General features: G+C 57.6%; 26 protein-coding genes. 25 read left to right on the forward strand and 1 reads right to left on the reverse strand.

Going from position 1 to position 20,349, the window contains the following annotated elements; genetic code table 11:
• The first annotated feature begins 35 nt into the window (after positions 1–35).
• Positions 36–1,277, forward strand: coding sequence for a multidrug effflux MFS transporter (locus PQR63_RS17680; protein ID WP_408169288.1), 1,242 nt, complete (start codon positions 36–38; stop codon positions 1,275–1,277).
• A 100-nt stretch (positions 1,278–1,377) separates the two neighbouring features.
• On the opposite strand, the gene ychF is transcribed toward PQR63_RS17680, so the two are convergent.
• On the reverse strand, positions 1,378–2,469 hold the full coding sequence (gene ychF / locus PQR63_RS17685; protein WP_408169289.1) for a redox-regulated ATPase YchF: 1,092 nt from the start codon (positions 2,467–2,469) through the stop codon (positions 1,378–1,380).
• A 312-nt stretch (positions 2,470–2,781) separates the two neighbouring features.
• Between ychF and PQR63_RS17690 the strand changes: the two genes are divergently transcribed.
• From PQR63_RS17690 to tatC, 24 genes are all read left to right on the forward strand, one after another.
• Positions 2,782–3,585, forward strand: a complete 804-nt coding sequence (locus tag PQR63_RS17690) for an ABC transporter ATP-binding protein (RefSeq protein WP_408169290.1) — start codon at positions 2,782–2,784, stop codon at positions 3,583–3,585.
• Complete coding sequence (gene mlaE / locus PQR63_RS17695; protein WP_408169291.1) at positions 3,582–4,361, forward strand: lipid asymmetry maintenance ABC transporter permease subunit MlaE; 780 nt, start codon at positions 3,582–3,584, stop codon at positions 4,359–4,361. The genes PQR63_RS17690 and mlaE overlap by 4 nt, the downstream gene beginning before the upstream one ends.
• A gap of 118 nt (positions 4,362–4,479) precedes the next feature.
• Complete coding sequence (gene mlaD / locus PQR63_RS17700) at positions 4,480–4,956, forward strand: outer membrane lipid asymmetry maintenance protein MlaD (RefSeq protein WP_094562489.1); 477 nt, start codon at positions 4,480–4,482, stop codon at positions 4,954–4,956.
• Complete coding sequence (locus PQR63_RS17705; RefSeq protein ID WP_094562490.1) at positions 4,953–5,666, forward strand: MlaA family lipoprotein; 714 nt, start codon at positions 4,953–4,955, stop codon at positions 5,664–5,666. Before mlaD ends, PQR63_RS17705 begins: the two co-directional genes overlap by 4 nt.
• Positions 5,667–5,859: 193 nt before the next feature.
• Positions 5,860–6,495, forward strand: a complete 636-nt coding sequence (locus PQR63_RS17710; protein ID WP_408169292.1) for an MlaC/ttg2D family ABC transporter substrate-binding protein — start codon at positions 5,860–5,862, stop codon at positions 6,493–6,495.
• A gap of 17 nt (positions 6,496–6,512) precedes the next feature.
• Positions 6,513–6,839, forward strand: a complete 327-nt coding sequence (locus PQR63_RS17715) for an STAS domain-containing protein (protein WP_408169315.1) — start codon at positions 6,513–6,515, stop codon at positions 6,837–6,839.
• Between the two features lie 195 nt (positions 6,840–7,034).
• Positions 7,035–7,946: an ABC transporter ATP-binding protein gene (locus PQR63_RS17720; protein WP_408169293.1), complete on the forward strand. Its 912-nt coding sequence runs from the start codon at positions 7,035–7,037 to the stop codon at positions 7,944–7,946.
• On the forward strand, positions 7,943–8,707 hold the full coding sequence (locus PQR63_RS17725; RefSeq protein ID WP_408169294.1) for an ABC transporter permease: 765 nt from the start codon (positions 7,943–7,945) through the stop codon (positions 8,705–8,707). The genes PQR63_RS17720 and PQR63_RS17725 overlap by 4 nt, the downstream gene beginning before the upstream one ends.
• Positions 8,708–8,758: 51 nt before the next feature.
• The gene (locus PQR63_RS17730) at positions 8,759–8,995 is read left to right on the forward strand and encodes a BolA family protein (RefSeq protein ID WP_050476633.1); all 237 of its coding nucleotides are present in this window, start codon (positions 8,759–8,761) and stop codon (positions 8,993–8,995) included.
• A 14-nt stretch (positions 8,996–9,009) separates the two neighbouring features.
• Positions 9,010–10,260 (forward strand): UDP-N-acetylglucosamine 1-carboxyvinyltransferase, encoded by a 1,251-nt coding sequence (gene murA / locus PQR63_RS17735; protein WP_408169295.1) that lies wholly within the window; start codon positions 9,010–9,012, stop codon positions 10,258–10,260.
• Between the two features lie 38 nt (positions 10,261–10,298).
• A complete protein-coding gene (hisG, locus tag PQR63_RS17740; protein ID WP_094562496.1) occupies positions 10,299–10,952 on the forward strand; it encodes an ATP phosphoribosyltransferase in 654 nt (217 codons plus the stop codon).
• A 62-nt stretch (positions 10,953–11,014) separates the two neighbouring features.
• Positions 11,015–12,328 (forward strand): histidinol dehydrogenase, encoded by a 1,314-nt coding sequence (gene hisD / locus PQR63_RS17745; protein ID WP_408169296.1) that lies wholly within the window; start codon positions 11,015–11,017, stop codon positions 12,326–12,328.
• Positions 12,329–12,356: 28 nt separating this feature from the next.
• Complete coding sequence (locus PQR63_RS17750) at positions 12,357–13,148, forward strand: DNA-methyltransferase (RefSeq protein ID WP_408169297.1); 792 nt, start codon at positions 12,357–12,359, stop codon at positions 13,146–13,148.
• Positions 13,129–14,232 carry a histidinol-phosphate transaminase gene (gene hisC / locus PQR63_RS17755; RefSeq protein ID WP_408169298.1) on the forward strand — a complete coding sequence of 368 codons (1,104 nt, stop codon included), beginning with the start codon at positions 13,129–13,131 and terminating at the stop codon, positions 14,230–14,232. The genes PQR63_RS17750 and hisC overlap by 20 nt, the downstream gene beginning before the upstream one ends.
• Before the next feature lie 19 nt (positions 14,233–14,251).
• On the forward strand, positions 14,252–14,848 hold the full coding sequence (gene hisB, locus PQR63_RS17760) for an imidazoleglycerol-phosphate dehydratase HisB (RefSeq protein ID WP_408169299.1): 597 nt from the start codon (positions 14,252–14,254) through the stop codon (positions 14,846–14,848).
• Between the two features lie 74 nt (positions 14,849–14,922).
• Entirely contained in the window at positions 14,923–15,561 is a 639-nt protein-coding gene (gene hisH, locus PQR63_RS17765; RefSeq protein WP_408169300.1) for an imidazole glycerol phosphate synthase subunit HisH, read from the forward strand.
• 83 nt (positions 15,562–15,644) lie between these two features.
• Positions 15,645–16,451, forward strand: a complete 807-nt coding sequence (hisA, locus tag PQR63_RS17770) for a 1-(5-phosphoribosyl)-5-[(5-phosphoribosylamino)methylideneamino]imidazole-4-carboxamide isomerase (RefSeq protein WP_408169301.1) — start codon at positions 15,645–15,647, stop codon at positions 16,449–16,451.
• Positions 16,448–17,212, forward strand: a complete 765-nt coding sequence (gene hisF, locus PQR63_RS17775) for an imidazole glycerol phosphate synthase subunit HisF (RefSeq protein ID WP_094562503.1) — start codon at positions 16,448–16,450, stop codon at positions 17,210–17,212. Before hisA ends, hisF begins: the two co-directional genes overlap by 4 nt.
• Positions 17,209–17,676: a phosphoribosyl-AMP cyclohydrolase gene (gene hisI, locus PQR63_RS17780; RefSeq protein WP_408169302.1), complete on the forward strand. Its 468-nt coding sequence runs from the start codon at positions 17,209–17,211 to the stop codon at positions 17,674–17,676. Before hisF ends, hisI begins: the two co-directional genes overlap by 4 nt.
• Positions 17,673–18,017 (forward strand): phosphoribosyl-ATP diphosphatase, encoded by a 345-nt coding sequence (locus PQR63_RS17785; RefSeq protein WP_408169303.1) that lies wholly within the window; start codon positions 17,673–17,675, stop codon positions 18,015–18,017. The genes hisI and PQR63_RS17785 overlap by 4 nt, the downstream gene beginning before the upstream one ends.
• 111 nt (positions 18,018–18,128) lie before the next feature.
• The gene (locus PQR63_RS17790) at positions 18,129–18,512 is read left to right on the forward strand and encodes a histidine triad nucleotide-binding protein (protein WP_408169304.1); all 384 of its coding nucleotides are present in this window, start codon (positions 18,129–18,131) and stop codon (positions 18,510–18,512) included.
• A gap of 101 nt (positions 18,513–18,613) precedes the next feature.
• Positions 18,614–18,826 carry a Sec-independent protein translocase subunit TatA gene (tatA, locus tag PQR63_RS17795; protein ID WP_007879646.1) on the forward strand — a complete coding sequence of 71 codons (213 nt, stop codon included), beginning with the start codon at positions 18,614–18,616 and terminating at the stop codon, positions 18,824–18,826.
• Between the two features lie 153 nt (positions 18,827–18,979).
• Complete coding sequence (gene tatB / locus PQR63_RS17800) at positions 18,980–19,480, forward strand: Sec-independent protein translocase protein TatB (protein WP_408169305.1); 501 nt, start codon at positions 18,980–18,982, stop codon at positions 19,478–19,480.
• 51 nt (positions 19,481–19,531) lie between these two features.
• Positions 19,532–20,305 carry a twin-arginine translocase subunit TatC gene (gene tatC / locus PQR63_RS17805; RefSeq protein ID WP_408169306.1) on the forward strand — a complete coding sequence of 258 codons (774 nt, stop codon included), beginning with the start codon at positions 19,532–19,534 and terminating at the stop codon, positions 20,303–20,305.
• Positions 20,306–20,349 lie beyond the last annotated feature (44 nt).

Raw genomic sequence — 20,349 nt, forward strand, 5'->3', positions numbered from 1 at the left:
CCTCGGATTGTTTGTGCGCCATCCTGAAAGCGATCATGTCTTTGAATCAACCCGCCGTGTCTGTCACTGTACCTGCCACTGCCCTGCAGCAGGAAACGGCCAGCCACAGCTGGCACATCCTGGCCATCCTGAGTGCGCTGATGGCCTTTGCCTCGATTTCCACCGATCTTTATCTGCCTGCCTTGCCCGCGATGGAGGTCGCTTTGCACGCCGACGCCGGTAAACTGGAGTGGACGCTGTCCGGTTATCTGATCGGCTTTAGTCTGGGGCAACTGGTGTGGGGTCCGGTCAGCGATCGCTATGGCCGCCGGTTGCCGGTAGCGTTGGGGCTGGTGCTGTTCATCATTGGCTCGGCCGGATGCGCCATGTCGACCACCGCTGACATGATCATCGGCTGGCGCGCGGTACAGGCTATCGGTGCATGCGCGAGCGTCGTGCTTGCGCGCGCCATGGTGCGTGATCTTTACTCCGGCCATCGCGCGGCGCAGATGATGTCGACGCTGATGACGGTGACGGCAATTGCGCCGTTGGTAGGGCCAGCCCTGGGCGGACAGATTTTGCAAGTGTCGTCCTGGCGCGCCATTTTCTGGACCTTGGTCGGCGTCGGCGCTCTGACGTTGGTAGCCTTGTCCAGATTGCCTGAGACCTTGCCGGTATCGCGCCGGTCGCAAGAGCCGTTGCGCCGCGCGATCATGCGCTATGGCGAATTTTTGCAGCATCGCCGCGTGCTCGGCTATGCCGGCGCCGGTGGCTTTTTCTATGGCGGCATCTACGCTTATCTTGCCGGGACGCCGTTCGCCTACATCACCTATCACCATGTGTCGCCGCAGTTTTATGGCGTGCTGTTTGGCGGCGGTATCATCGGTATCATGGCGACCAACATGCTGAACTCCCGGCTGGTGCATCGTATCGGCGGCGATCATTTGCTGCGCGGCGGTACTGCAGTCACGGCGCTGTCGGGACTGTGGCTGGCGTTGGATGCGACTACCGGATGGGGTGGTCTGGCGGGATTGGTGGTGCCCTTGTTCTTGTTTGTCGGCGTGACCGGCTTCATTGTCGCCAATTCCATCGCCGGTGCACTGGCGTGCTTTCCTGAGCGCGCGGGATCGGTGTCGGCGCTGGTGGGTGCGATTCAGTATGGCACCGGTATTCTTGGGTCGGCGCTGGTGGGCGCCTTTGCGAATGGAACGCCTGCACCGATGGGTTGGGTTATTGCGGTGATGGGCGTTGGCAGTTATTTGTGCGCACGATTTCTGGTGCCGCCTACGACGGACTGATCCGGCATCCGATGCCAGAAACGAAAAGAGCCGCATGATTTCTCATGCGGCTCTTTTTTTAACCTGATCAACCTCGATCGGTCGTCAATCAGACGCTGGCTTAAACGTTGAACAGGAAGTTCATCACGTCACCGTCCTTGACGATGTATTCCTTGCCTTCAGCGCGCATCTTGCCGGCTTCCTTGGCGCCTGCTTCGCCCTTGAAGGCGATGAAGTCTTCGTAAGCGATGGTTTGTGCGCGGATGAAGCCGCGTTCGAAGTCGGTGTGGATCACGCCGGCGGCTTGCGGTCCGGTGGCGCCGACCGGCACGGTCCAGGCGCGGACTTCCTTGACGCCTGCGGTGAAGTAAGTTTGCAGGCCAAGCAGCTTGAAACCGGCGCGGATCAGGCGATCCAAGCCTGGCTCTTCCATGCCCATGTCGGCCAGGAATTCGGTCTTGTCGGCGTCGTCGAGGTCGGCGATTTCCGATTCGATGGCGGCGCAGATGGCGACGATCGGTGCGCCTTGTTCCTTGGCGTAGGCGGTCAGCAAGTCCAGCAGCGGATTGTTGGTGAAGCCCGTGTCGGAGACGTTGGCGACATACATTGCCGGCTTGGCAGTGATCAGGCACAGTGGCTTGATCAGCGCCATTTCTTCAGCGTCCAGACCCAGCGCGCGCACCGGCTTGGCGTCGTCCAGTGCAGGCATGATGCGTTCCAGCAGGGCGACCAGCTTGGTGGCGTCCTTGTCGCCCGAGCGGGCTTTTTTCTGTTCGCGGTGGATGGCTTTTTCGACGGTGCCCATGTCGGCCAGCGCCAGTTCGGTCTGGATCACGGCGATGTCGTCCAGAGGGCTGACCTTGCCGGAGACGTGGATCACGTTCGGATCTTCAAAGCAACGCACAACGTTGACGATGGCGTCGGTTTCACGGATATGCGACAGGAACTGGTTACCCAGGCCTTCGCCTTTGGACGCGCCGGCAACCAGGCCGGCGATGTCGACAAATTCAACTGTTGCCGAAAGGATACGTTCCGGCTTGACGATTTCTGCCAGCGCCTGCAAGCGTGGATCGGGCACTTCGACCATGCCGACGTTCGGTTCGATGGTGCAGAACGGATAGTTCTCGGCGGGAATGCCCGCTTTGGTCAGGGCATTGAAGAGGGTCGATTTACCGACGTTGGGCAGGCCCACGATGCCGCATTTGAGGCTCATGACAAAATTCTTTCTTAATCAAAAGCGGTATTGTAGCAAGTCGGGCCGCCTAACTATAGCTTTAGGCGCGGTTTGGCCGCCGGCAGGGGACGGCATTTGCAAGATGAGGGAGATTGCCGGGGAATTTGTCGAAAACATGGCAAGAATGCCGCAACGCACCAGGAATGGTGCGTTGAAGTGTTTCCAATTTGTTTCTGTGTGTTAAAAGGCCGGTTCGGCGTTGGTTTGTATTTACACTCGCTATGGCCCGGTCAAAAGCAATTGTTCTTTTTGCTCTACAATGTCGCCTTTGGAGAATTCTTGGTATCCGTCTTGCCTAACATCGTAGAAATCCGAGACTTACACTTTGGCTATGGGGACCGCCCGATTCTGTCAGGCCTCCGCATGGACTTCCCGCGTGGAAAAGTGATCGCCGTCATGGGCGGTTCCGGTTCCGGTAAAACCACGATCCTGCGCCTCATCGGCGGCCAGTTGCGGCCGCAGTCGGGCAGCCTCACCGTGGACGGTCAAAACGTACCGGATTTGAATACTTCCGATCTCTATCTGCTGCGTCGCAAGATGGGCATGCTGTTCCAGAACGGCGCCTTGTTCACCGACATGACGGTATTCGACAATGTCGCCTTTCCTCTGCACGAACACACCAATCTTCCGGAAGAGTTGATTCGCGATCTGGTGCTGCTCAAACTCAATGCAGTCGGCCTGCGCAATGCCGCTCGCCTGAAGCCGGCCGAGATTTCCGGTGGTATGGCGCGCCGTGTGGCGCTGGCACGCGCAATCGCGCTGGATCCGGCGCTGATCATGTACGACGAGCCATTCGCCGGGCTTGATCCGATTTCCATGGGCGTGACCGCCAATCTGATTCGCAAGCTCAATGACGCGCTGGGATCGACGTCGATCCTGGTGTCGCATGACGTCAATGAGTCGTTCGGGATTGCCGATTACGTCTATTTCCTGTCGGAAGGCAAGATCGTCGCACAAGGTACACCCGATGAGATGCGCGCTTCGCAGGATCCTTACGTCAAGCAATTCGTGCACGCTGAGGCCGACGGCCCGGTGCCGTTCCACTATCCGGGCCGCTCGCTGGCAGAGGACGTCGGCCTGGGAGGGCAGCAATGATTCTCGATTTTTTCGCTGCACTCGGCCGGTCGTTGCGCGAGTTTGTGCTGGGCCTCGGCTTTGCCGCACGCATGTTCTGGACAGTGGTGCGTTCGTCCGGCGGCCTGTGGCGTCGTCCGCGTCTGATTACTGATCAGATCCACTTCATCGGCAACTATTCACTGGTGATCATTGCCGTATCCGGCCTGTTCGTTGGTTTCGTGCTGGGTTTGCAGGGTTACTACACGCTGAACAAATACGGTTCCGAACAGGCGCTGGGCTTGCTGGTGGCCTTGTCGCTGACGCGTGAACTCGGCCCCGTGGTGACGGCTTTGCTGTTCGCCGGTCGCGCCGGCACCTCGCTGACCGCGGAAATCGGTCTGATGAAGGCTGGCGAGCAACTCTCCGCGATGGAAATGATGGCCGTCGATCCATTGCAGCGCGTGATTGCGCCGCGTTTCTGGGCAGGTGTTGTTGCCATGCCCGTGCTCGCGGCAATTTTTAGTGCCGTCGGTGTGATCGGTGGTTATATTGTGGGTGTGCTCATGATCGGCGTCGATGAAGGCGCATTCTGGTCGCAGATGCAAGGCGGCGTCGATGTCTGGAACGACATCGCCAACGGCGTGCTCAAGAGCGTAGTTTTCGGTATTGCGGTAACCTTTGTTGCCCTGTATCAAGGATATGAAGCCAAGCCGACGCCCGAAGGCGTTGCGCGGGCAACGACACGTACTGTCGTGATCGCTTCGCTGATGGTGCTGGGGCTGGACTTCTTGCTGACGGCACTGATGTTCAGCTAAGCAAGAGGTCGTTAAGCAAGAACAAGTGAGAGGGTAAGTCTGCAAACAAGTTCATCATGAATGAAACATCTTGAACTTCGCAGTGCAGACTTCGGATTGATTTTTAGGATGGCTAGGTATGCAACGTAAAACATTGGACGTGTGGGTAGGTTTGTTTGTCTTGCTGGGCGCAGCAGCTTTGATTTTCCTGGCGCTGAAGGCTGGCAACATGAGCTCGTTCTCGTTCAGCCAGAAGACATACGCAATCACGACCAAGTTCGACAATATCGGCGGCCTCAAGGCGCGCGCGGCGGTCAAGAGCGCCGGTGTCGTGGTGGGGCGCGTCGATTCGATCAGGTTCGACGACAAGACATTTCAGGCAGTCGTAACGCTCAACATGGATGAGCGTTACCAGTTCCCAAAGGATAGTTCAGCCAAGATTCTGACTTCAGGTCTGCTTGGCGAGCAATACATCGGTATCGAGCCGGGGGGTGATGTAAAAAATCTGGCGACAGGCGACACGATCAAGCTGACGCAATCGGCAATCGTGCTGGAGAACCTGATCAGCCAGTTCTTATATAGCAAGGCAGCAGAGGGAAAGGATAATTCAAAATGAAATACGCAGCTCGCATCAGTACGCTGGCCATGGTTGCCGCGCTCAGTGGTTGCGCAACTTCGAACAACCCGAACGACCCGCTTGAAGGTTTCAACCGTGCGATGTTCAGTTTCAATGACACCGTCGACAAGGTGGCATTGAAGCCTGCCGCACAGGCGTATCAATTCGTCTTGCCGGAGTTCGTGCAGACCGGTATCGGTAATTTCTTCGGCAATATCGGCGACCTGTGGTCGGCCGTGAACCAGATTCTGCAAGGCCGTGTTGAAACCGGCGTGACGAGCTTCATGCGTGTCGCCGTCAATACGACTTTCGGCCTTGGTGGTGTACTGGACGTCAGTACCGAAGCGCGCCTGACGAAGCAGAAATCCGATTTTGGCCAGACGCTGGGCAAGTGGGGCGTAGGCTCCGGTCCTTACGTCGTGCTGCCGTTGCTGGGTCCGTCGACGATCCGCGATACGGCAGCCTTGCCTGCCGATTTCTATGGCGATCTGTGGAGCTACAAGAAGCCGGTGCGCTGGCGTAACGTCGGCAGCGTGGTTCGCGTGATCGACAAGCGTGCGCAGCTGCTGGACGCGTCCAATCTGCTGGAAGATGCTGCTTTGGATAAATACGACTTCGTGCGTGATACTTATCTGCAAAGCCGCCAGTCGCAGATCGACGGCAACAAGGATGATGGCAAGTCCAGCAAAGAAGAAGTCATCAAGCCGTAACCGCAGGCATCAGCAACACTGCTGGAACAAGCCGGGCGCTGCAAATGCGCCCGGTGTCACTTGAAAAACCGGAGAGTGTCACCAAGTTGTATCTCCGGTATCCGTTTGGATCCGGCAACGCCTTGCCGGCTTCAATTGTGGCAAAGTGGTCGCCGTGGTTGGCGCAACCAGTTAATGAATGGATCTACAGACTATGAACATGCTCTCTAAATTATTGGCAATTGCCCTGTCGGTTTCCGCACTGACATTCGCTTCCGCAGCCTCCGCGCAAGAAGCGCCGGACGCCCTGGTCAAGCGCATCAGCGATGACGTGCTGAATACAGCCAAGACCGACAAGGATATTCAGGCCGGTAACATCAGCCGTATCGTTTCGCTGGTCGAAGAAAAAATCCTGCCTTACGTTGATTCCGAGCGCATGACTTCGCTGGCTGCAGGCCGCTACTGGCGCCAGGCGACACCGGAACAGCAAAAGCAACTGATCACCGAATTCCGCAGCCTGCTGATTTACACCTACTCCGGCGCGTTGTCGCAAGTACGTGACCAGAAGATTGAATACAAGCCATTGCGTGCTGACCCGGCTGATACTGAAGTCGAAGTCCGTTCGCAAGTGATCCAGTCGCGCGGCGAGCCGATTCAATTGAGCTATCGCCTGGAAAAACTGGCCAACGGCTGGAAGCTGTATGACGTCAACGTCATGGGTGCATGGCTGGTGGAAGCCTATAAGGGCACGTTCCAAAGCGAAATCAACAAGGGCGGTATCGACGGCCTGATCAAGAGCCTGTCGGACAAGAACAAGCAACTGGCTTCCCGTTCTTCCGCCAAGAAATAAGCTAAGAGCAAGCCAAGCTGCAATCGTTACACTTCAGTAAAACCACAGGAAATCTTGCCATGTTCAAACCAGCCGCCACGCTGACCGTCGACAATGCCAGTGCCACACTGGCGGCAGGCTTGCAAGCGATTGCTGGCGGCCAGTCGGTGATCGACCTGAGCGGTGTGGCAACAGTGGACTCGTCTGCCGTGGCGACATTGCTGGCTTGGCAACGTGCAGCAAAACAAAAAGGCCTGACTTTGCAATTCGGCGTTCTGCCGACCAATCTGCAAAGTCTGGTCGATTTGTACGGTGCCGCCTCCTTGTTGGGTGCGCCGACCTCTGCTTCAGACCGACATCACTGATCTCCTTCCTGTTGCCATCGGGCCATCAGGCCGATAGCAGACGTTCTTCTTTGGTTCCTCTTTGCTTGGCCGTTCCGGCTGCAAGATCGGAAATCCCCTATAATCCAACGTTTCGCCGCACCGGGTATTGCCTTGACGCAAAATGCCTGCGGCATGTTTTGTTCCCTCACCGTGTCCTAAAAGCGCACCAAGAAAATGGCTGCTCTACAGATTAACAATGTCGAAAAACGCTACCAGTCGCTGCAAGCGCTGGGTGGTGTTTCGCTCTCTATCGAAGAGGGCGAGTTTTTCGGCCTGCTCGGTCCCAACGGGGCCGGCAAAACCACGCTGATTTCCATCATCGCGGGTTTGAATCGTGCCGATTCCGGTTCGGTCACCATCCACGGCCATGACGTCGTCACGGATTACCGTGCCGCGCGTACTAAGCTGGGTGTCGTGCCGCAAGAACTGGTGTTCGACCCGTTCTTCACCGTGCGCGAGACCTTGCGCATGCAGTCAGGCTATTTCGGGCTGAAGAACAACGACAAGTGGATCGATGAGGTGATGGATAACCTCGATCTGACCAACAAGGCCGACACCAACATGCGCGCCTTGTCCGGCGGCATGAAGCGTCGTGTGCTGGTGGCTCAGGCGCTGGTGCACAAACCACCTGTCATCGTGCTCGACGAGCCGACCGCCGGGGTTGATGTTGAACTGCGCCAGACCTTGTGGAAGTTCATCGGCCGTCTGAATCGCGAAGGCCACACCATCGTCCTGACCACGCACTATCTGGAAGAGGCGCAGGCATTGTGCAACCGCATCGCCATGCTGAAGTTCGGCAAGGTCGTTGCACTGGATTCGACCGACGCGCTGATCAAGCGCATTTCCGGTTCGCAACTGGTGCTGCGTCTGAAGTCGGGCGGCTTGCCCGATAGCCTGCGTCCGCTGGTGACGCATCCCGAAGAATTGTTGTCAGGCGTGAAATACACCCTGCGCGTGAATGACTACAACGACGTCGAGCCGATTCTGTCGGCACTGCGCCAGGGCGGCGCCGTCATTGATGACATGCAGCTGCAACAGGCCGATCTGGAAGACGTCTTCATCCAGATCATGGAAGGTTCCAAATGAGCGGTTTTCAAACCTTGTTTTACAAAGAAGTGTTGCGCTTCTGGAAAGTAGCAACACAGACCGTGACCGCACCGATCATGACGGCCATGCTGTACCTGTTGATCTTTGGTCACGTTTTGCAGGATCGGGTGCAAGTCTATCCGGGCGTGCAATACACCGGCTTCCTCGTGCCTGGTCTGGTGATGATGAGCGTGTTGCAGAACGCCTTCGCCAACAGCTCGTCTTCGCTGATTCAATCCAAGATCACCGGCAATCTGGTGTTCGTGTTGCTGACACCGTTGTCGCACTGGGAAATGTTCGGCGGCTACGTGCTGGCGGCAGTGGTGCGCGGCCTGATCGTCGGCGCGGGCGTGTTCGCGGTGACGGCCTGGTTCGGTCACCTGAGCTTTGTCGCACCGTGGTGGATCGTGATCTTTGCCTTGCTGGGCGCAGCCATCCTCGGCACCATGGGCTTGGTGGCCGGCATCTGGGCCGAGAAGTTCGATCAACTGGCAGCGTTCCAGAATTTCCTGATCGTGCCGCTGACCTTCCTGGCCGGCGTGTTCTATTCGATCCATTCGCTGCCGCCTTTCTGGCAAACGGTCTCGCATTTCAACCCGTTTTTTTATATGATCGATGGCTTCCGCTACGGCTTCTTCGGACAGTCCGATATCAACCCCATGATCAGCCTCTCGATCGTGACCGTTTTCTTCGTCGTACTGGCGACTCTGGCGGTACGCATGTTGAAGAGCGGCTACAAATTACGCACCGGCGCACACTGACGGCCAACGCCGTTTGCATTGTCTATTGATTACCTAGTGAAGAGCTGCACCATGCTACCCACACCTGAACTCGTTAAAAATTACATCGCTGCCGGCCTGGCATGTTCGCACCTTGAAGTCGAGGGCGATGGTCAGCACTTCACCGCCGTGATCGTGTCCGATGCCTTTACCGGCAAGCGTCTGATCCAGCGTCATCAGTTGGTTTACGCGGCGCTCGGCGACCGCATGCGCGAGGAAATTCACGCTTTGTCGATGAAGACCCTCACTCCCGAAGAATTTCAGAAATAAGGCCTAGCTTTTTCATGGACAAGCTTTTAATCCGCGGCGGCAATCGCCTCTCCGGCGAAGTCGTCATTTCCGGCGCCAAGAACGCCGCACTGCCTATCCTGTGCGCCGGTCTGCTGACCGCCGATACGCTGAATCTGTCGAATGTCCCGAATCTTCAGGACGTGAGCACCATTCTCAAGCTGATGCGCCAGATGGGTTTGCGCGCAGAGCAGGATGATCACAATGTCACCCTCAACGGCAGCGACATCACCAAGCTGGAAGCGCCGTATGAGCTGGTCAAGACCATGCGTGCATCGATTCTGGTGTTGGGGCCTTTGCTGGCGCGTTTCGGTGAAGCCAAGGTCTCGCTGCCGGGCGGCTGCGCCATCGGTTCGCGTCCGGTCGATCAGCACATCAAGGGCCTGCAAGCCATGGGCGCCGAGATCACCATCGACGCCGGTTACATCTACGCCAAGGCCAAGCGCCTCAAAGGCACACGCATCGTCACCGACATGATCACCGTCACCGGCACGGAAAATCTGCTGATGGCCGCAGTGCTGGCCGACGGCGAGACCGTGCTGGAAAACGCTGCGCGTGAGCCTGAAGTCAGCGACCTCGCTCACTTGCTGGTGGCCATGGGCGCCAAGATCGAGGGCATCGGCAGCGACCGCTTGGTGATCCAGGGCGTCGACAAGCTGCACGGCGCGTCGCACACCGTCATCGCCGACCGTATCGAGACCGGTACCTTCCTGTGCGCAGTGGCAGCAGTAGGCGGCGACGTCACACTCAAGAACACCCGCAGCGGCCTGCTCGACGCAGCGTTGGACAAGCTGCGCGAAGCCGGTGTCATCCTGACTTCCGGCGACGACTGGATTCGCGTGCAAATGGCGCGCCGTCCGAAGGCCGTCAGCTTCCGCACTACCGAATATCCAGGCTTCCCGACTGACATGCAGGCGCAATTCATGGCGCTGAACTGCATCGCCGAAGGTACCAGCCATGTGACGGAAACGATTTTTGAAAACCGCTTCATGCACGTGCAAGAAATGAATCGTCTGGGTGCAGCCATCGATATCGAAGGCAATACCGCGATCGTCAAGGGTGTCGAGAAATTCGTCGGCGCGCCGGTGATGGCGACCGACTTGCGCGCTTCTGCATCGCTGGTCATCGCTGGCCTGGCCGCACAGGGCGAGACTTTGATCGAGCGTATTTATCACCTCGATCGTGGTTACGATCGCATGGAAAACAAATTGTCGTCGATCGGTGCTCAGATCGAACGCGTTAAATAATCAGCCGTAATTCAGCTTTAATTCAGCCGTACGAAAACATGACTCAGCAACTCACCCTCGCACTGTCCAAAGGACGCATCTTCGAAGAAACGCTGCCGCTGCTCAAAGCTGCCGGCATCGAAGTCACCGAAGATCCCGAGACCTCGCGCAAACTGATCCTGCCGACCAACGATCCGGCAGTGCGCGTGATCATCGTGCGTGCTTCGGATGTGCCGACTTACGTGCAATACGGCGCCGCCGATTTCGGCGTGGCCGGTAAGGACGTATTGCTGGAGCATGGCGGCGAAGGCCTGTATCAGCCTATCGATCTGAACATCGCCAAGTGCCGCCTGTCGGTCGCCGTGCAAGACGGTTTTGATTACGCCAGCGCGGTGCGCCAGGGTGCGCGTCTGCGTGTGGTCACCAAATACGTCAAGACCGCGCGCGAGCATTTCGCCTCCAAGGGAGTGCACGTCGATCTGATCAAGCTGTATGGTTCGATGGAACTGGGTCCGCTGGTCGGCCTGTCCGACGCCATCGTCGATCTCGTCAGCACCGGCGGCACCTTGCGCGCCAACAAGCTGGTTGAAGTTGAACACATCATGGAAATTTCCTCGCGTCTGGTTGTGAATCAGGCTGCGTTGAAATTGAAGCGCGAACGTCTGCAACCGATTCTGGAAGCCTTCGAAAGAGCGTCGCAGGCGAACGCCTAAGCGCAGCAATAGCAATACCTAAACCCTGACCGAACCCGCACCGAGAGTAGCAAAGGCACATCATGGGCATAGCCATCCGAAAACTGGATTCCACCGAAGCCGGCTTCAAGCAGAAGCTGTCTGCCGTCCTGGCTTTTGAAGCCAGTGAAGACGAAGCCATCGATCGCGCCGCTGCGGGCATCCTGGCCGACGTCAAGGCGCGTGGCGATGCTGCGGTGCTGGAATACACCAACCGTTTTGATCGCCTCACGGCCACCGGCGTTGCTGCGCTGGAAATCGGTCAGGACGAGTTGCAGCAAGCGCTGGCCGGTTTACCCGCTGCGCGTCGCGATGCTTTGCAAACTGCCGCCGACCGCGTGCGTGCTTATCATGAGCGCCAAAAGAAGGAATGCGGTTCAGACGGTTTTCTCTACACCGAAGCGGACGGCACCGTACTTGGACAAAAAGTCACGCCGCTCGACCGCGTCGGCATCTACGTGCCGGGCGGCAAGGCCGCCTATCCGTCGTCGGTGTTGATGAATGCGATCCCGGCCAAAGTCGCCGGCGTGCAGGAAGTCATCATGGTCGTGCCGACTCCGGACGGCGTGAAGAATGAACTGGTGCTGGCTGCCGCAGCGATTGCCGGCGTGGATCGCGTGTTCACCATCGGCGGCGCACAAGCTGTCGCTGCACTGGCTTACGGCACCGACACCGTTCCACCAGTCGACAAGATTGTCGGTCCCGGCAACGCCTACGTCGCTGCTGCCAAGCGCCGCGTGTTCGGTACGGTCGGTATCGACATGATCGCCGGCCCTTCGGAGATTCTCGTGATCTGCGACGGCAGCACCGATCCCGACTGGATCGCCATGGACTTGTTCTCGCAGGCCGAGCACGACGAGCTGGCGCAATCCATCCTGTTGTGTCCGGATGCAGACTACATCGCCAAGGTCGAAGCTAGTATCAACAAACAACTCGACGCCATGCCGCGCAAGGACGTGATTCGCACCTCGCTGACTGATCGCGGTGCGCTGATCAAGGTGCGCGACATGGATGAGGCGTGCGAGATCGCCAACATGATCGCCGCCGAGCATTTGGAAATTTCCGCCGAGCAGCCACAGCAATGGGCAGACAAGATTCGTCACGCCGGTGCCATGTTCCTCGGCCGTTTTTCGTCGGAATCGCTGGGCGACTATTGCGCCGGTCCGAATCACGTGCTGCCGACTTCGCGTACGGCGCGTTTCTCGTCGCCGCTGGGCGTCTACGATTTTCAGAAGCGTTCCAGCATCATTCAGGTCAGCGAAGCCGGTGCCCAGACGCTGGGCAAGGTCGCCGCGGAGTTGGCATATGGCGAAGGCCTGCAGGCGCACGCGCGCTCTGCGGAGTACCGACTCAAATGACAACGCGCCGCGTTGAGCCAGGCCTGCGATGAGCTGGCTCGACCGCGTTTTTTGCGAAGATGCGCTGGACGGTCTGGCGCGCATTCCCGATGGCCAGATCGATCTGCTGATCGCGGATCCTCCATATGGTCTCGGCAAGGATTACGGCAACGACTCCGACAAGCTCGACACCGACGCTTATCTGGCATGGACCGAGCAGTGGATCACTGCCGCCATTCCCAAGCTCAAGCCGAACGGCAGCCTCTACATCTTTCTGACCTGGCGTTACTCGCCGGAAATTTTTGTCATGCTGAAGCGCCGCATGACCATGCTCAACGAAATCATCTGGGATCGCCGCGTGCCATCGATGGGCGGCAGCACCCGTAAGTATTCGTCGGTGCATGACACTATCGGCTTCTTTGCACGTGCCAAAGATTATTATTTTGATCTCGATGCGATCCGGATTCCTTATGACGCCGAGACCAAGAAGGCGCGCTCACGCTCGATCTTCGTCGGTGCCAAATGGCTGGAAATGGGCTACAACCCCAAAGACGTCTGGAGCGTGTCGCGCCTGCATCGCGAGCACAAGGAACGCGCTGACCATCCGACGCAAAAGCCGCTGGAAATCGTCGAGCGCATGATCAAGGCATCCTGCCCGCCGGGCGGCGTGGTGCTTGATCCTTTCATGGGCAGCGGCACGACGGCGGTAGCGGCAAGACGTTGTGGCCGCCAGTTTGTCGGTTTTGAACTGAACCCGGCTTATTGCGCGCTGATTGAGCAGCGTGTGGCCGACCTGAATCTCACATCAACACAGACCTCCAATGAGCAAGTCCCTGGTTGAACGCATCATCCGCGCCGATGTGCGCGCACTGTCGGCCTATCCGGTGCCGGATGCCGCCGGCTTCGTCAAACTCGACGCAATGGAAAATCCTTACACCTTGCCGCCAGCCTTGCGCGTGGAGTTGGGGCAACGTTTGGCCGATGTCGCGCTCAATCGTTATCCGGTGCCGTCCTACACTCAGCTAAAAGCCAAGCTGTGCCGCCACATGGGCGTGCCGGCGGGTTTTGACGTATTGCTGGGTAACGGTTCGGACGAATTGATTTCCATCGTGTCGGTGGCTTGCGCCAGAGCAGGTGCCAAGGTGCTGGCGCCGGAGCCGGGCTTCGTGATGTACGGCGTCTCTGCCAAGTTTGCCGGTCTCGACTATGTCGGCGTACCGCTCAAGGCAGATTTCACGCTCGATCTCGACGCCATGCTGGCGGCAATTGCCGAGCATCAGCCGGCGATCACTTATCTGGCCTATCCGAATAATCCGACCGGCACGCTGTACGGCGCCGGCGACATGGAGGCCATCCTGCGCGCCGTGGCAGATAACGGTATCGTCGTCGTCGATGAAGCTTACCAGCCGTTCGCGCAAGAGAGCTTCATGCCACGCTTGCCGGAATTCAACAATCTGGTCGTCATGCGCACCGTCTCCAAGCTTGGGCTGGCCGGGATCCGTCTCGGTTACATGGCGGCAGGTGCAGCGTTGTTGCAGGAATTCGACAAGGTGCGTCCTCCTTACAATATCAACGTACTGACCCAGACTGCGGCGGAGTTCGTGCTGGATCATACGGCCGAGCTGGACCGCCAGGCGGCGGCGTTGCGCAGTGCGCGCAGTGATCTGGCGGCGGCGATTTCTGCCGTTGGCGCTATTGAAGTTTTCCCTTCCGCAGCCAATTTCTTACTGATTCGACTGGCAAATGCGGATAAAGTGTTTGCAGGACTGCTGCAACGTAAGGTATTAGTCAAAAATGCCGGTAAAATGCATCCATTGCTGAAAAATTGCCTGAGAGTCAATGTCAGCACACCCGAAGAGAATGCCTCGTTTCTGGTTGCCCTGAAAGAATCGCTTCAGGAGCTCAGCCGGGAATCACTTTTGTAATGTCTGTTTTACCCTGATCATGTCAACTCCACGAACTGCAGAAGTCGTCCGCAACACCAACGAGACGCAAATTCGCGTCGCGATCAACCTGGATGGCACCGGCCAGCAAAAGCTGGACACCGGCGTGCCTTTTCTCGATCACATGCTGGACCAGATCGCGCGCCATGGTTTGATCGACCTCGACATCCAGGCCAAGGGCGACCTGCACATCGACGCGCATCACACCGTGGAAGACGTCGGCATCACGCTGGGCCAGGCTTTCGCCAAGGCCATCGGCGACAAGAAGGGCATCCGCCGTTACGGTCACGCCTACGTGCCGCTCGACGAAGCGCTGTCGCGCGTGGTCATCGATTTTTCCGGCCGTCCGGGTCTGGAATACCACATCCCATTTACACGCTCGATGATCGGCGGCTTTGACGTTGATCTGACCAGCGAATTCTTCCATGGCTTTGTCAATCATGCGCAGGTCACGCTGCATATCGACAACTTGCGCGGCATTAACGCGCACCATCAATGCGAAACCGTATTCAAGGCTTTTGGCCGCGCATTGCGCATGGCTATCGAGCTTGACGCGCGCGCGGCAGGAACAATTCCTTCCACCAAAGGCAGTCTGTAATGTGAGCTGATTGGCGTAACCGCTGCGACAGCTGGTTTCGCCGTCCGCACTTTCTGTGCTTTTGATTCTTTACTATGAATAAAATTGTTGTAGTGGATTATGGGATGGGCAATCTGCGCTCGGTCGCGCAAGCCCTGCGTCATGTCGCGCCTGAAGCCGACGTGCGTATTTCCGGCGAAGTTGCCGATATCCAGTCGGCTGACCGTATCGTATTGCCGGGTCAAGGCGCCATGCCGGACTGCATGCGTTGCCTGCGGGAGTCCGGTCTGCAGGAAGCCGTGATCGAGGCTTCGCGCAGCAAACCGTTGTTTGGCGTGTGCGTCGGCGAACAAATGTTGTTCGACTGGAGCGAGGAAGGCGATACGCCGGGACTCGGTTTATTGCCGGGTAAGGTGGTGCGCTTTCAGCTCGAGGGCCAGACTCAGGATGACGGCTCGCGTTTCAAGGTCCCGCAAATGGGCTGGAACCGCGTTCACCAAAAGACAGCGCATCCGCTCTGGGACGGCATCGACGAGCAGGCTTACTTCTATTTCGTGCACAGCTATTACGCGCAACCGGGGGAGTCGGCTCACACCGTCGGCGAGACCGTCTATGGTCAGCCGTTTGCCTGTGCGGTCGCTCGCGATAACATTTTTGCAACGCAATTCCATCCGGAAAAAAGTGCCTCTGCGGGTTTGCAGCTGTACCGGAATTTCGTACACTGGAAACCTTGATTTTTGCTTAATTTTTGTCCAACCGGCAAGTCGTGCAGCGATGCTGACTTGTTTTCTTCTTACTTAACGTTATTACCGTAGCCATGCTGCTGATACCTGCCATCGACCTGAAAGACGGTCATTGCGTTCGCCTGAAGCAAGGCGATATGGACCAAGCCACCGTATTCTCCCAAGACCCTGCCGAAATGGCGCGTCACTGGCTCGCGCAAGGCGCTCGTCGTCTGCATCTGGTTGATCTGAACGGCGCCTTTGCAGGCAAGCCGAAGAATGAATCCGCCGTCAAAGCCATTCTCAAGGCCGTGCGTGATTTCGCCGTCGAAAACGACGTCGACGAAATCCCCGTACAGCTCGGCGGCGGCATCCGCGATCTGGACACCATCGAGCGCTATCTCGATGACGGCCTGTCCTACATCATCATCGGCACCGCTGCGGTGAAGAATCCGGGTTTCCTGCACGATGCGTGCAGCGCATTCCCAGGGCAGATCATCGTCGGTCTCGATGCCAAGGACGGCAAAGTTGCCACCGACGGCTGGAGCAAGTTGTCCGGTCATGAAGTGATCGACCTCGCGAAAAAATTTGAAGGCTACGGTTGCGAAGCCATCGTCTACACCGACATCGGCCGTGACGGCATGATGGGCGGCGTCAACATCGAAGCAACCGTGCGCCTGGCGCAGGCTGTCTCGATCCCGATCATCGCCTCCGGCGGCGTGCACAGCATCAAGGACGTCGAAGCGCTGTGCGGCGTGCAGGACGAGGGCATTGAAGCCGTCATTTGCGGTCGTTCGATTTATGAAGGCACGTTGGATCTGAGCTCGGCGCAAGATCGCGCCGACGAATTGACAGAAGAAGCATCACCGGCATCCGAAGGGTCCGACAGCGAACAATCATGACACTCGCAAAACGCATCATTCCCTGTCTCGACGTGACGGCCGGACGGGTTGTCAAAGGCGTCAATTTTCTTGAGCTGCGCGACGCCGGCGATCCGGTTGAGATCGCACGCCGCTACGATGAGCAGGGTGCGGATGAGATCACTTTCCTCGACATTACGGCGTCGTCGGACGGTCGCGGTCTGATTCTCGACATCATTGAAGCAGTCGCCTCGCAAGTCTTCATTCCGCTGACTGTCGGCGGCGGTGTGCGCGCTGTCGACGACGTGCGTCGATTGCTCAACGCCGGCGCCGATAAAGTCGGCATCAACACGTCTGCAGTGACCAATCCGCAATTGGTGGAAGACGCTGCAAGCAAGTACGGTTCGCAATGCATCGTCGTCGCGATCGATGCCAAGCGCACCGGCGAAGGCAAGTGGGAAGTGTTCACCCACGGCGGCCGTAACGCCACCGGTCTGGATGCGGTGGAGTGGGCGCGCAAGATGGCGCAACTCGGCGCCGGAGAAATTCTGCTGACCAGCATGGACCGCGACGGTACGCGCAGCGGCTTCGACCTGGCGCTCACGCGCGCCGTGTCCGAGGCAGTGGCGATTCCCGTGATCGCATCCGGCGGTGTCGGCGGTTTGCAGGACCTGGCTGACGGCATCAAGCAGGGCAAGGCGGACGCTGTACTTGCCGCGAGCATCTTCCACTATGGTCAACACACTGTGCAGGAAGCGAAACGTTTTATGGCCGATCAAAATATTCCTATGAGGCTGGCATGAGCATCAGTGCAAAATGGCTGAACAAGGTGAAGTGGGACGAAGTCGGACTGGTACCTGTGATTGCTCAGGAAGTCGGTTCCAACGACGTGCTGATGTTCGCCTGGATGAATCGCGAAGCGCTGGCCAAGACTGTGCAATCCGGCGAAGCCGTCTACTGGAGCCGCTCGCGCAAGAAGCTATGGCACAAGGGCGAAGAGTCCGGCCACTTCCAGAAGGTCCATGAAATCCGCCTCGACTGCGATGAAGACGTCGTCTTGCTGAAAGTTGAGCAAGTGGCCGGCATCGCCTGTCATACCGGTCGTCATTCCTGCTTCTTCCAGAAGTTTGAAGGCAACGCCGAGACTGGTGAATGGCAGACCGTCGAGCCTGTCCTGAAGGACGGCGAAGCCGCCGTGTCGGAGAAAGAAAAGCCGAAGCGTACGCGCAAGGCAACTCCCAAAGTCACACCCAAGGTCGAGCCATGAGTGAAACACTGCGCCGTCTGGCCGAAGTCATTGAATCGCGCAAGCTGGCCAACGGCGGCAATCCTGAAAAGTCTTACGTCGCCAAGTTGTTTTCCAAGGGTGATGATGCGATCTTGAAAAAGATCGGCGAAGAAGCGGCAGAAACCATCATGGCCGCCAAGGATGCGCGCGTGAGCGGGGATGCTTCCAAGGTGCTCTACGAATGCGCTGATCTGTGGTTTCATTCCATGGTCTTGCTGGCGCAGTTCGACCTCAAGCCGCAGGATGTACTCAACGAACTGGCCCGTCGCGAAGGTTTGTCAGGCCTGGAAGAAAAAGCCAGCCGTCCTGCCGGCGCCTGAAGCAAGAATCACCGCAAAACAATCATCCACTATTCCGATATTCCAATAATTCAACAATCGGTGCAGACACCGACCGATTGATCGAAATCGAGACACCCAGGAGGAGCAGCTTTGGATAACTGTATTTTCTGCAAGATCGCCGCGAAGCAGATCCCGTCGAAGATGATTTATGAAGACGACGACGTCATCGCTTTTCACGATATCAATCCGGCCGCGCCGGTGCATTTCCTGATCATCCCCAAAGAACACGTCGCCACGCTGGCCGATTGCGCTGAGAAACATGCCGCGCTATTGGGTAAAATGGCTTTGCTTGCACCCAAGTTGGCGCAGGAGCAAGGATGTGGCTACCAGCTTGATGCGACCGGCAATAAGGCAGGCGGTTTCAAGACGCTTTTCAATACCGGCCCTGACGGCGGCCAAGAGGTGTACCATCTCCATATGCATGTGATCGGTGGCGCGCATCCTTGGAGTACCAAGTCCGTGCTGCAGGGATGAGCTGAAAGCCGACATGCAGGCTCAGGCAGCATGCCTGGCAAGAATATTGCAACAAAGATTTATTTGAATACAGGACACGCGTGTCCGCTTAGGAGAGAAAAATGGGTTCGTTCAGTATTTGGCATTGGTTGATCGTTCTGGTTATCGTCATGGTCGTTTTCGGCACGAAGAAGCTGGGCAACATGGGTTCCGATCTCGGCAAGGCCGTCAAAGGCTTTAAAGATGGCGTCAAGGGCGAAGAAGAGAAGCCAGTGGCCAAGGATCAGACCACCATCGACGTGCAAGCCAAAGATAAAGAAAAATCCGGCAGCTAACCATTTCGTCGACGCCCGCGCCTGCCCGTTTTCCTTACCGGCCGCGCGGGCTATCGTTGTTCCTGATGCCCCGGCGCTGCGTATGTTTTTCGGCGCTTTTGTTTCCAGGCCCGTGGCACTCACTTTCGCTTATTTCAGCTACTTACCCTCGCAATGATTGATATCGGTCTTACCAAGCTGGCTTTAATCGGCGTTGTCGCGCTGGTCGTGATCGGTCCCGAGCGCTTGCCCAAGGTGGCGCGCATGGCCGGATCGTTGTTTGGACGTGCGCAGCGCTACATCAACGAGGTCAAGACCGAGGTCAGCCGCGAAATCGAGCTGGAAGAGTTGCGCAAGATGCAAAAGGACGTCGAAGAAGCGGCAAGCGACGTCCACAGCAGCATTTCCAAGAGCGTTGCCGATGCCGAGAATTCCATCAACGATGCATGGAACGACAACAATTCTGGCAGCAGCACCAGTTGGAGTTCGACACCGAGCCCGGAAGCGCTGACCATCAAGGCCAAGAATTTCCGCAAGAAAAAACTGGCGCGCAACTCCGCGGTACCGTCCTGGTACAAGAACCAAAGTGGCCGTCGTACACGGGTGATTTCTGCTGCTGCACGTGTCGCCAAATATCGTCCTATCGGCGCGGGTAAGTCCGCCGGTTTCTTCTAATCCCGATGGACGCGTTTCCCGTGTTTTCCATCTCATTCCTGCAGTAATTCCATGGCCGAAGAACAGAAAACGTCAGGTAGCGAAGATACCTTTATTTCGCATCTGATCGAATTGCGCAGCCGCGTGGTGAAGTCGTCGGTTGCCGTACTCATCATCTTCTTGTGCATGATGCCGTGGGCTGCGCATATCTTTGATTTGCTCGCCGCGCCGATGATCCACGCGCTGCCGGCCGGCAGCAAAATGATTGCGACCGGGGTGATCACGCCGTTTCTGATCCCGATGAAGGTCACGATGGTGCTGGCGCTTATCATTGCCTTGCCTTGGGTGCTGTATCAGATGTGGGCATTCGTCGCGCCGGGTTTGTACACGCATGAAAAGCGCCTGGTGGCGCCGCTGGTAATTTCATCCTCGCTGCTGTTTATCGCCGGCGTGGCCTTCTGCTATTTCTTTGTGTTCGGCGTGGTATTCCCGTTCATCAATAACTTTGCGCCGAAATCGGTGTCGGTGGCTCCGGATATCGACAGTTATGTCGATTTCGTGCTGACCATGTTCCTGGCGTTCGGGATTACGTTCGAGGTACCGATCATCGTGATCGTGCTGGTGCGCATGGGCCTGGTGCCGCTGGCGAAGTTGAAGCAGATCCGTCCCTATGTCGTGGTCGGCGCTTTCGTCGTCGCCGCCGTGGTCACGCCGCCGGACATCATGAGCCAGCTGTTGTTGGCTGTCCCATTATGCTTGTTGTATGAAATCGGACTGCTGGTGGCGCCGATCTTTGAAAAGGCGACACGTGCACCGGAAGAGCGTGAAGACGCCGTAGGCAGCTAATCGATAGCCGATCATCGGCGCCGCAATAAAAAAGCCACTGCATG

Source organism: Herbaspirillum rhizosphaerae, from assembly GCF_046025915.1.
GTDB classification, from domain to species: domain Bacteria; phylum Pseudomonadota; class Gammaproteobacteria; order Burkholderiales; family Burkholderiaceae_D; genus Herbaspirillum; species Herbaspirillum rhizosphaerae_A.

Coding starts and splice junctions, on each gene's coding strand:
- PQR63_RS17680 (WP_408169288.1), top strand. CDS start 36: ATGTCTTTGAATCAACCCGCCGTGTCTGTCACTGTACCTGCCACTGCC.
- ychF (WP_408169289.1), bottom strand. CDS start 2,469: ATGAGCCTCAAATGCGGCATCGTGGGCCTGCCCAACGTCGGTAAATCG.
- mlaE (WP_408169291.1), top strand. CDS start 3,582: ATGATTCTCGATTTTTTCGCTGCACTCGGCCGGTCGTTGCGCGAGTTT.
- mlaD (WP_094562489.1), top strand. CDS start 4,480: ATGCAACGTAAAACATTGGACGTGTGGGTAGGTTTGTTTGTCTTGCTG.
- PQR63_RS17705 (WP_094562490.1), top strand. CDS start 4,953: ATGAAATACGCAGCTCGCATCAGTACGCTGGCCATGGTTGCCGCGCTC.
- PQR63_RS17710 (WP_408169292.1), top strand. CDS start 5,860: ATGAACATGCTCTCTAAATTATTGGCAATTGCCCTGTCGGTTTCCGCA.
- PQR63_RS17720 (WP_408169293.1), top strand. CDS start 7,035: ATGGCTGCTCTACAGATTAACAATGTCGAAAAACGCTACCAGTCGCTG.
- PQR63_RS17725 (WP_408169294.1), top strand. CDS start 7,943: ATGAGCGGTTTTCAAACCTTGTTTTACAAAGAAGTGTTGCGCTTCTGG.
- PQR63_RS17730 (WP_050476633.1), top strand. CDS start 8,759: ATGCTACCCACACCTGAACTCGTTAAAAATTACATCGCTGCCGGCCTG.
- murA (WP_408169295.1), top strand. CDS start 9,010: ATGGACAAGCTTTTAATCCGCGGCGGCAATCGCCTCTCCGGCGAAGTC.
- hisG (WP_094562496.1), top strand. CDS start 10,299: ATGACTCAGCAACTCACCCTCGCACTGTCCAAAGGACGCATCTTCGAA.
- hisD (WP_408169296.1), top strand. CDS start 11,015: ATGGGCATAGCCATCCGAAAACTGGATTCCACCGAAGCCGGCTTCAAG.
- PQR63_RS17750 (WP_408169297.1), top strand. CDS start 12,357: ATGAGCTGGCTCGACCGCGTTTTTTGCGAAGATGCGCTGGACGGTCTG.
- hisC (WP_408169298.1), top strand. CDS start 13,129: ATGAGCAAGTCCCTGGTTGAACGCATCATCCGCGCCGATGTGCGCGCA.
- hisB (WP_408169299.1), top strand. CDS start 14,252: ATGTCAACTCCACGAACTGCAGAAGTCGTCCGCAACACCAACGAGACG.
- hisH (WP_408169300.1), top strand. CDS start 14,923: ATGAATAAAATTGTTGTAGTGGATTATGGGATGGGCAATCTGCGCTCG.
- hisA (WP_408169301.1), top strand. CDS start 15,645: ATGCTGCTGATACCTGCCATCGACCTGAAAGACGGTCATTGCGTTCGC.
- hisF (WP_094562503.1), top strand. CDS start 16,448: ATGACACTCGCAAAACGCATCATTCCCTGTCTCGACGTGACGGCCGGA.
- hisI (WP_408169302.1), top strand. CDS start 17,209: ATGAGCATCAGTGCAAAATGGCTGAACAAGGTGAAGTGGGACGAAGTC.
- PQR63_RS17785 (WP_408169303.1), top strand. CDS start 17,673: ATGAGTGAAACACTGCGCCGTCTGGCCGAAGTCATTGAATCGCGCAAG.
- tatA (WP_007879646.1), top strand. CDS start 18,614: ATGGGTTCGTTCAGTATTTGGCATTGGTTGATCGTTCTGGTTATCGTC.
- tatB (WP_408169305.1), top strand. CDS start 18,980: ATGATTGATATCGGTCTTACCAAGCTGGCTTTAATCGGCGTTGTCGCG.
- tatC (WP_408169306.1), top strand. CDS start 19,532: ATGGCCGAAGAACAGAAAACGTCAGGTAGCGAAGATACCTTTATTTCG.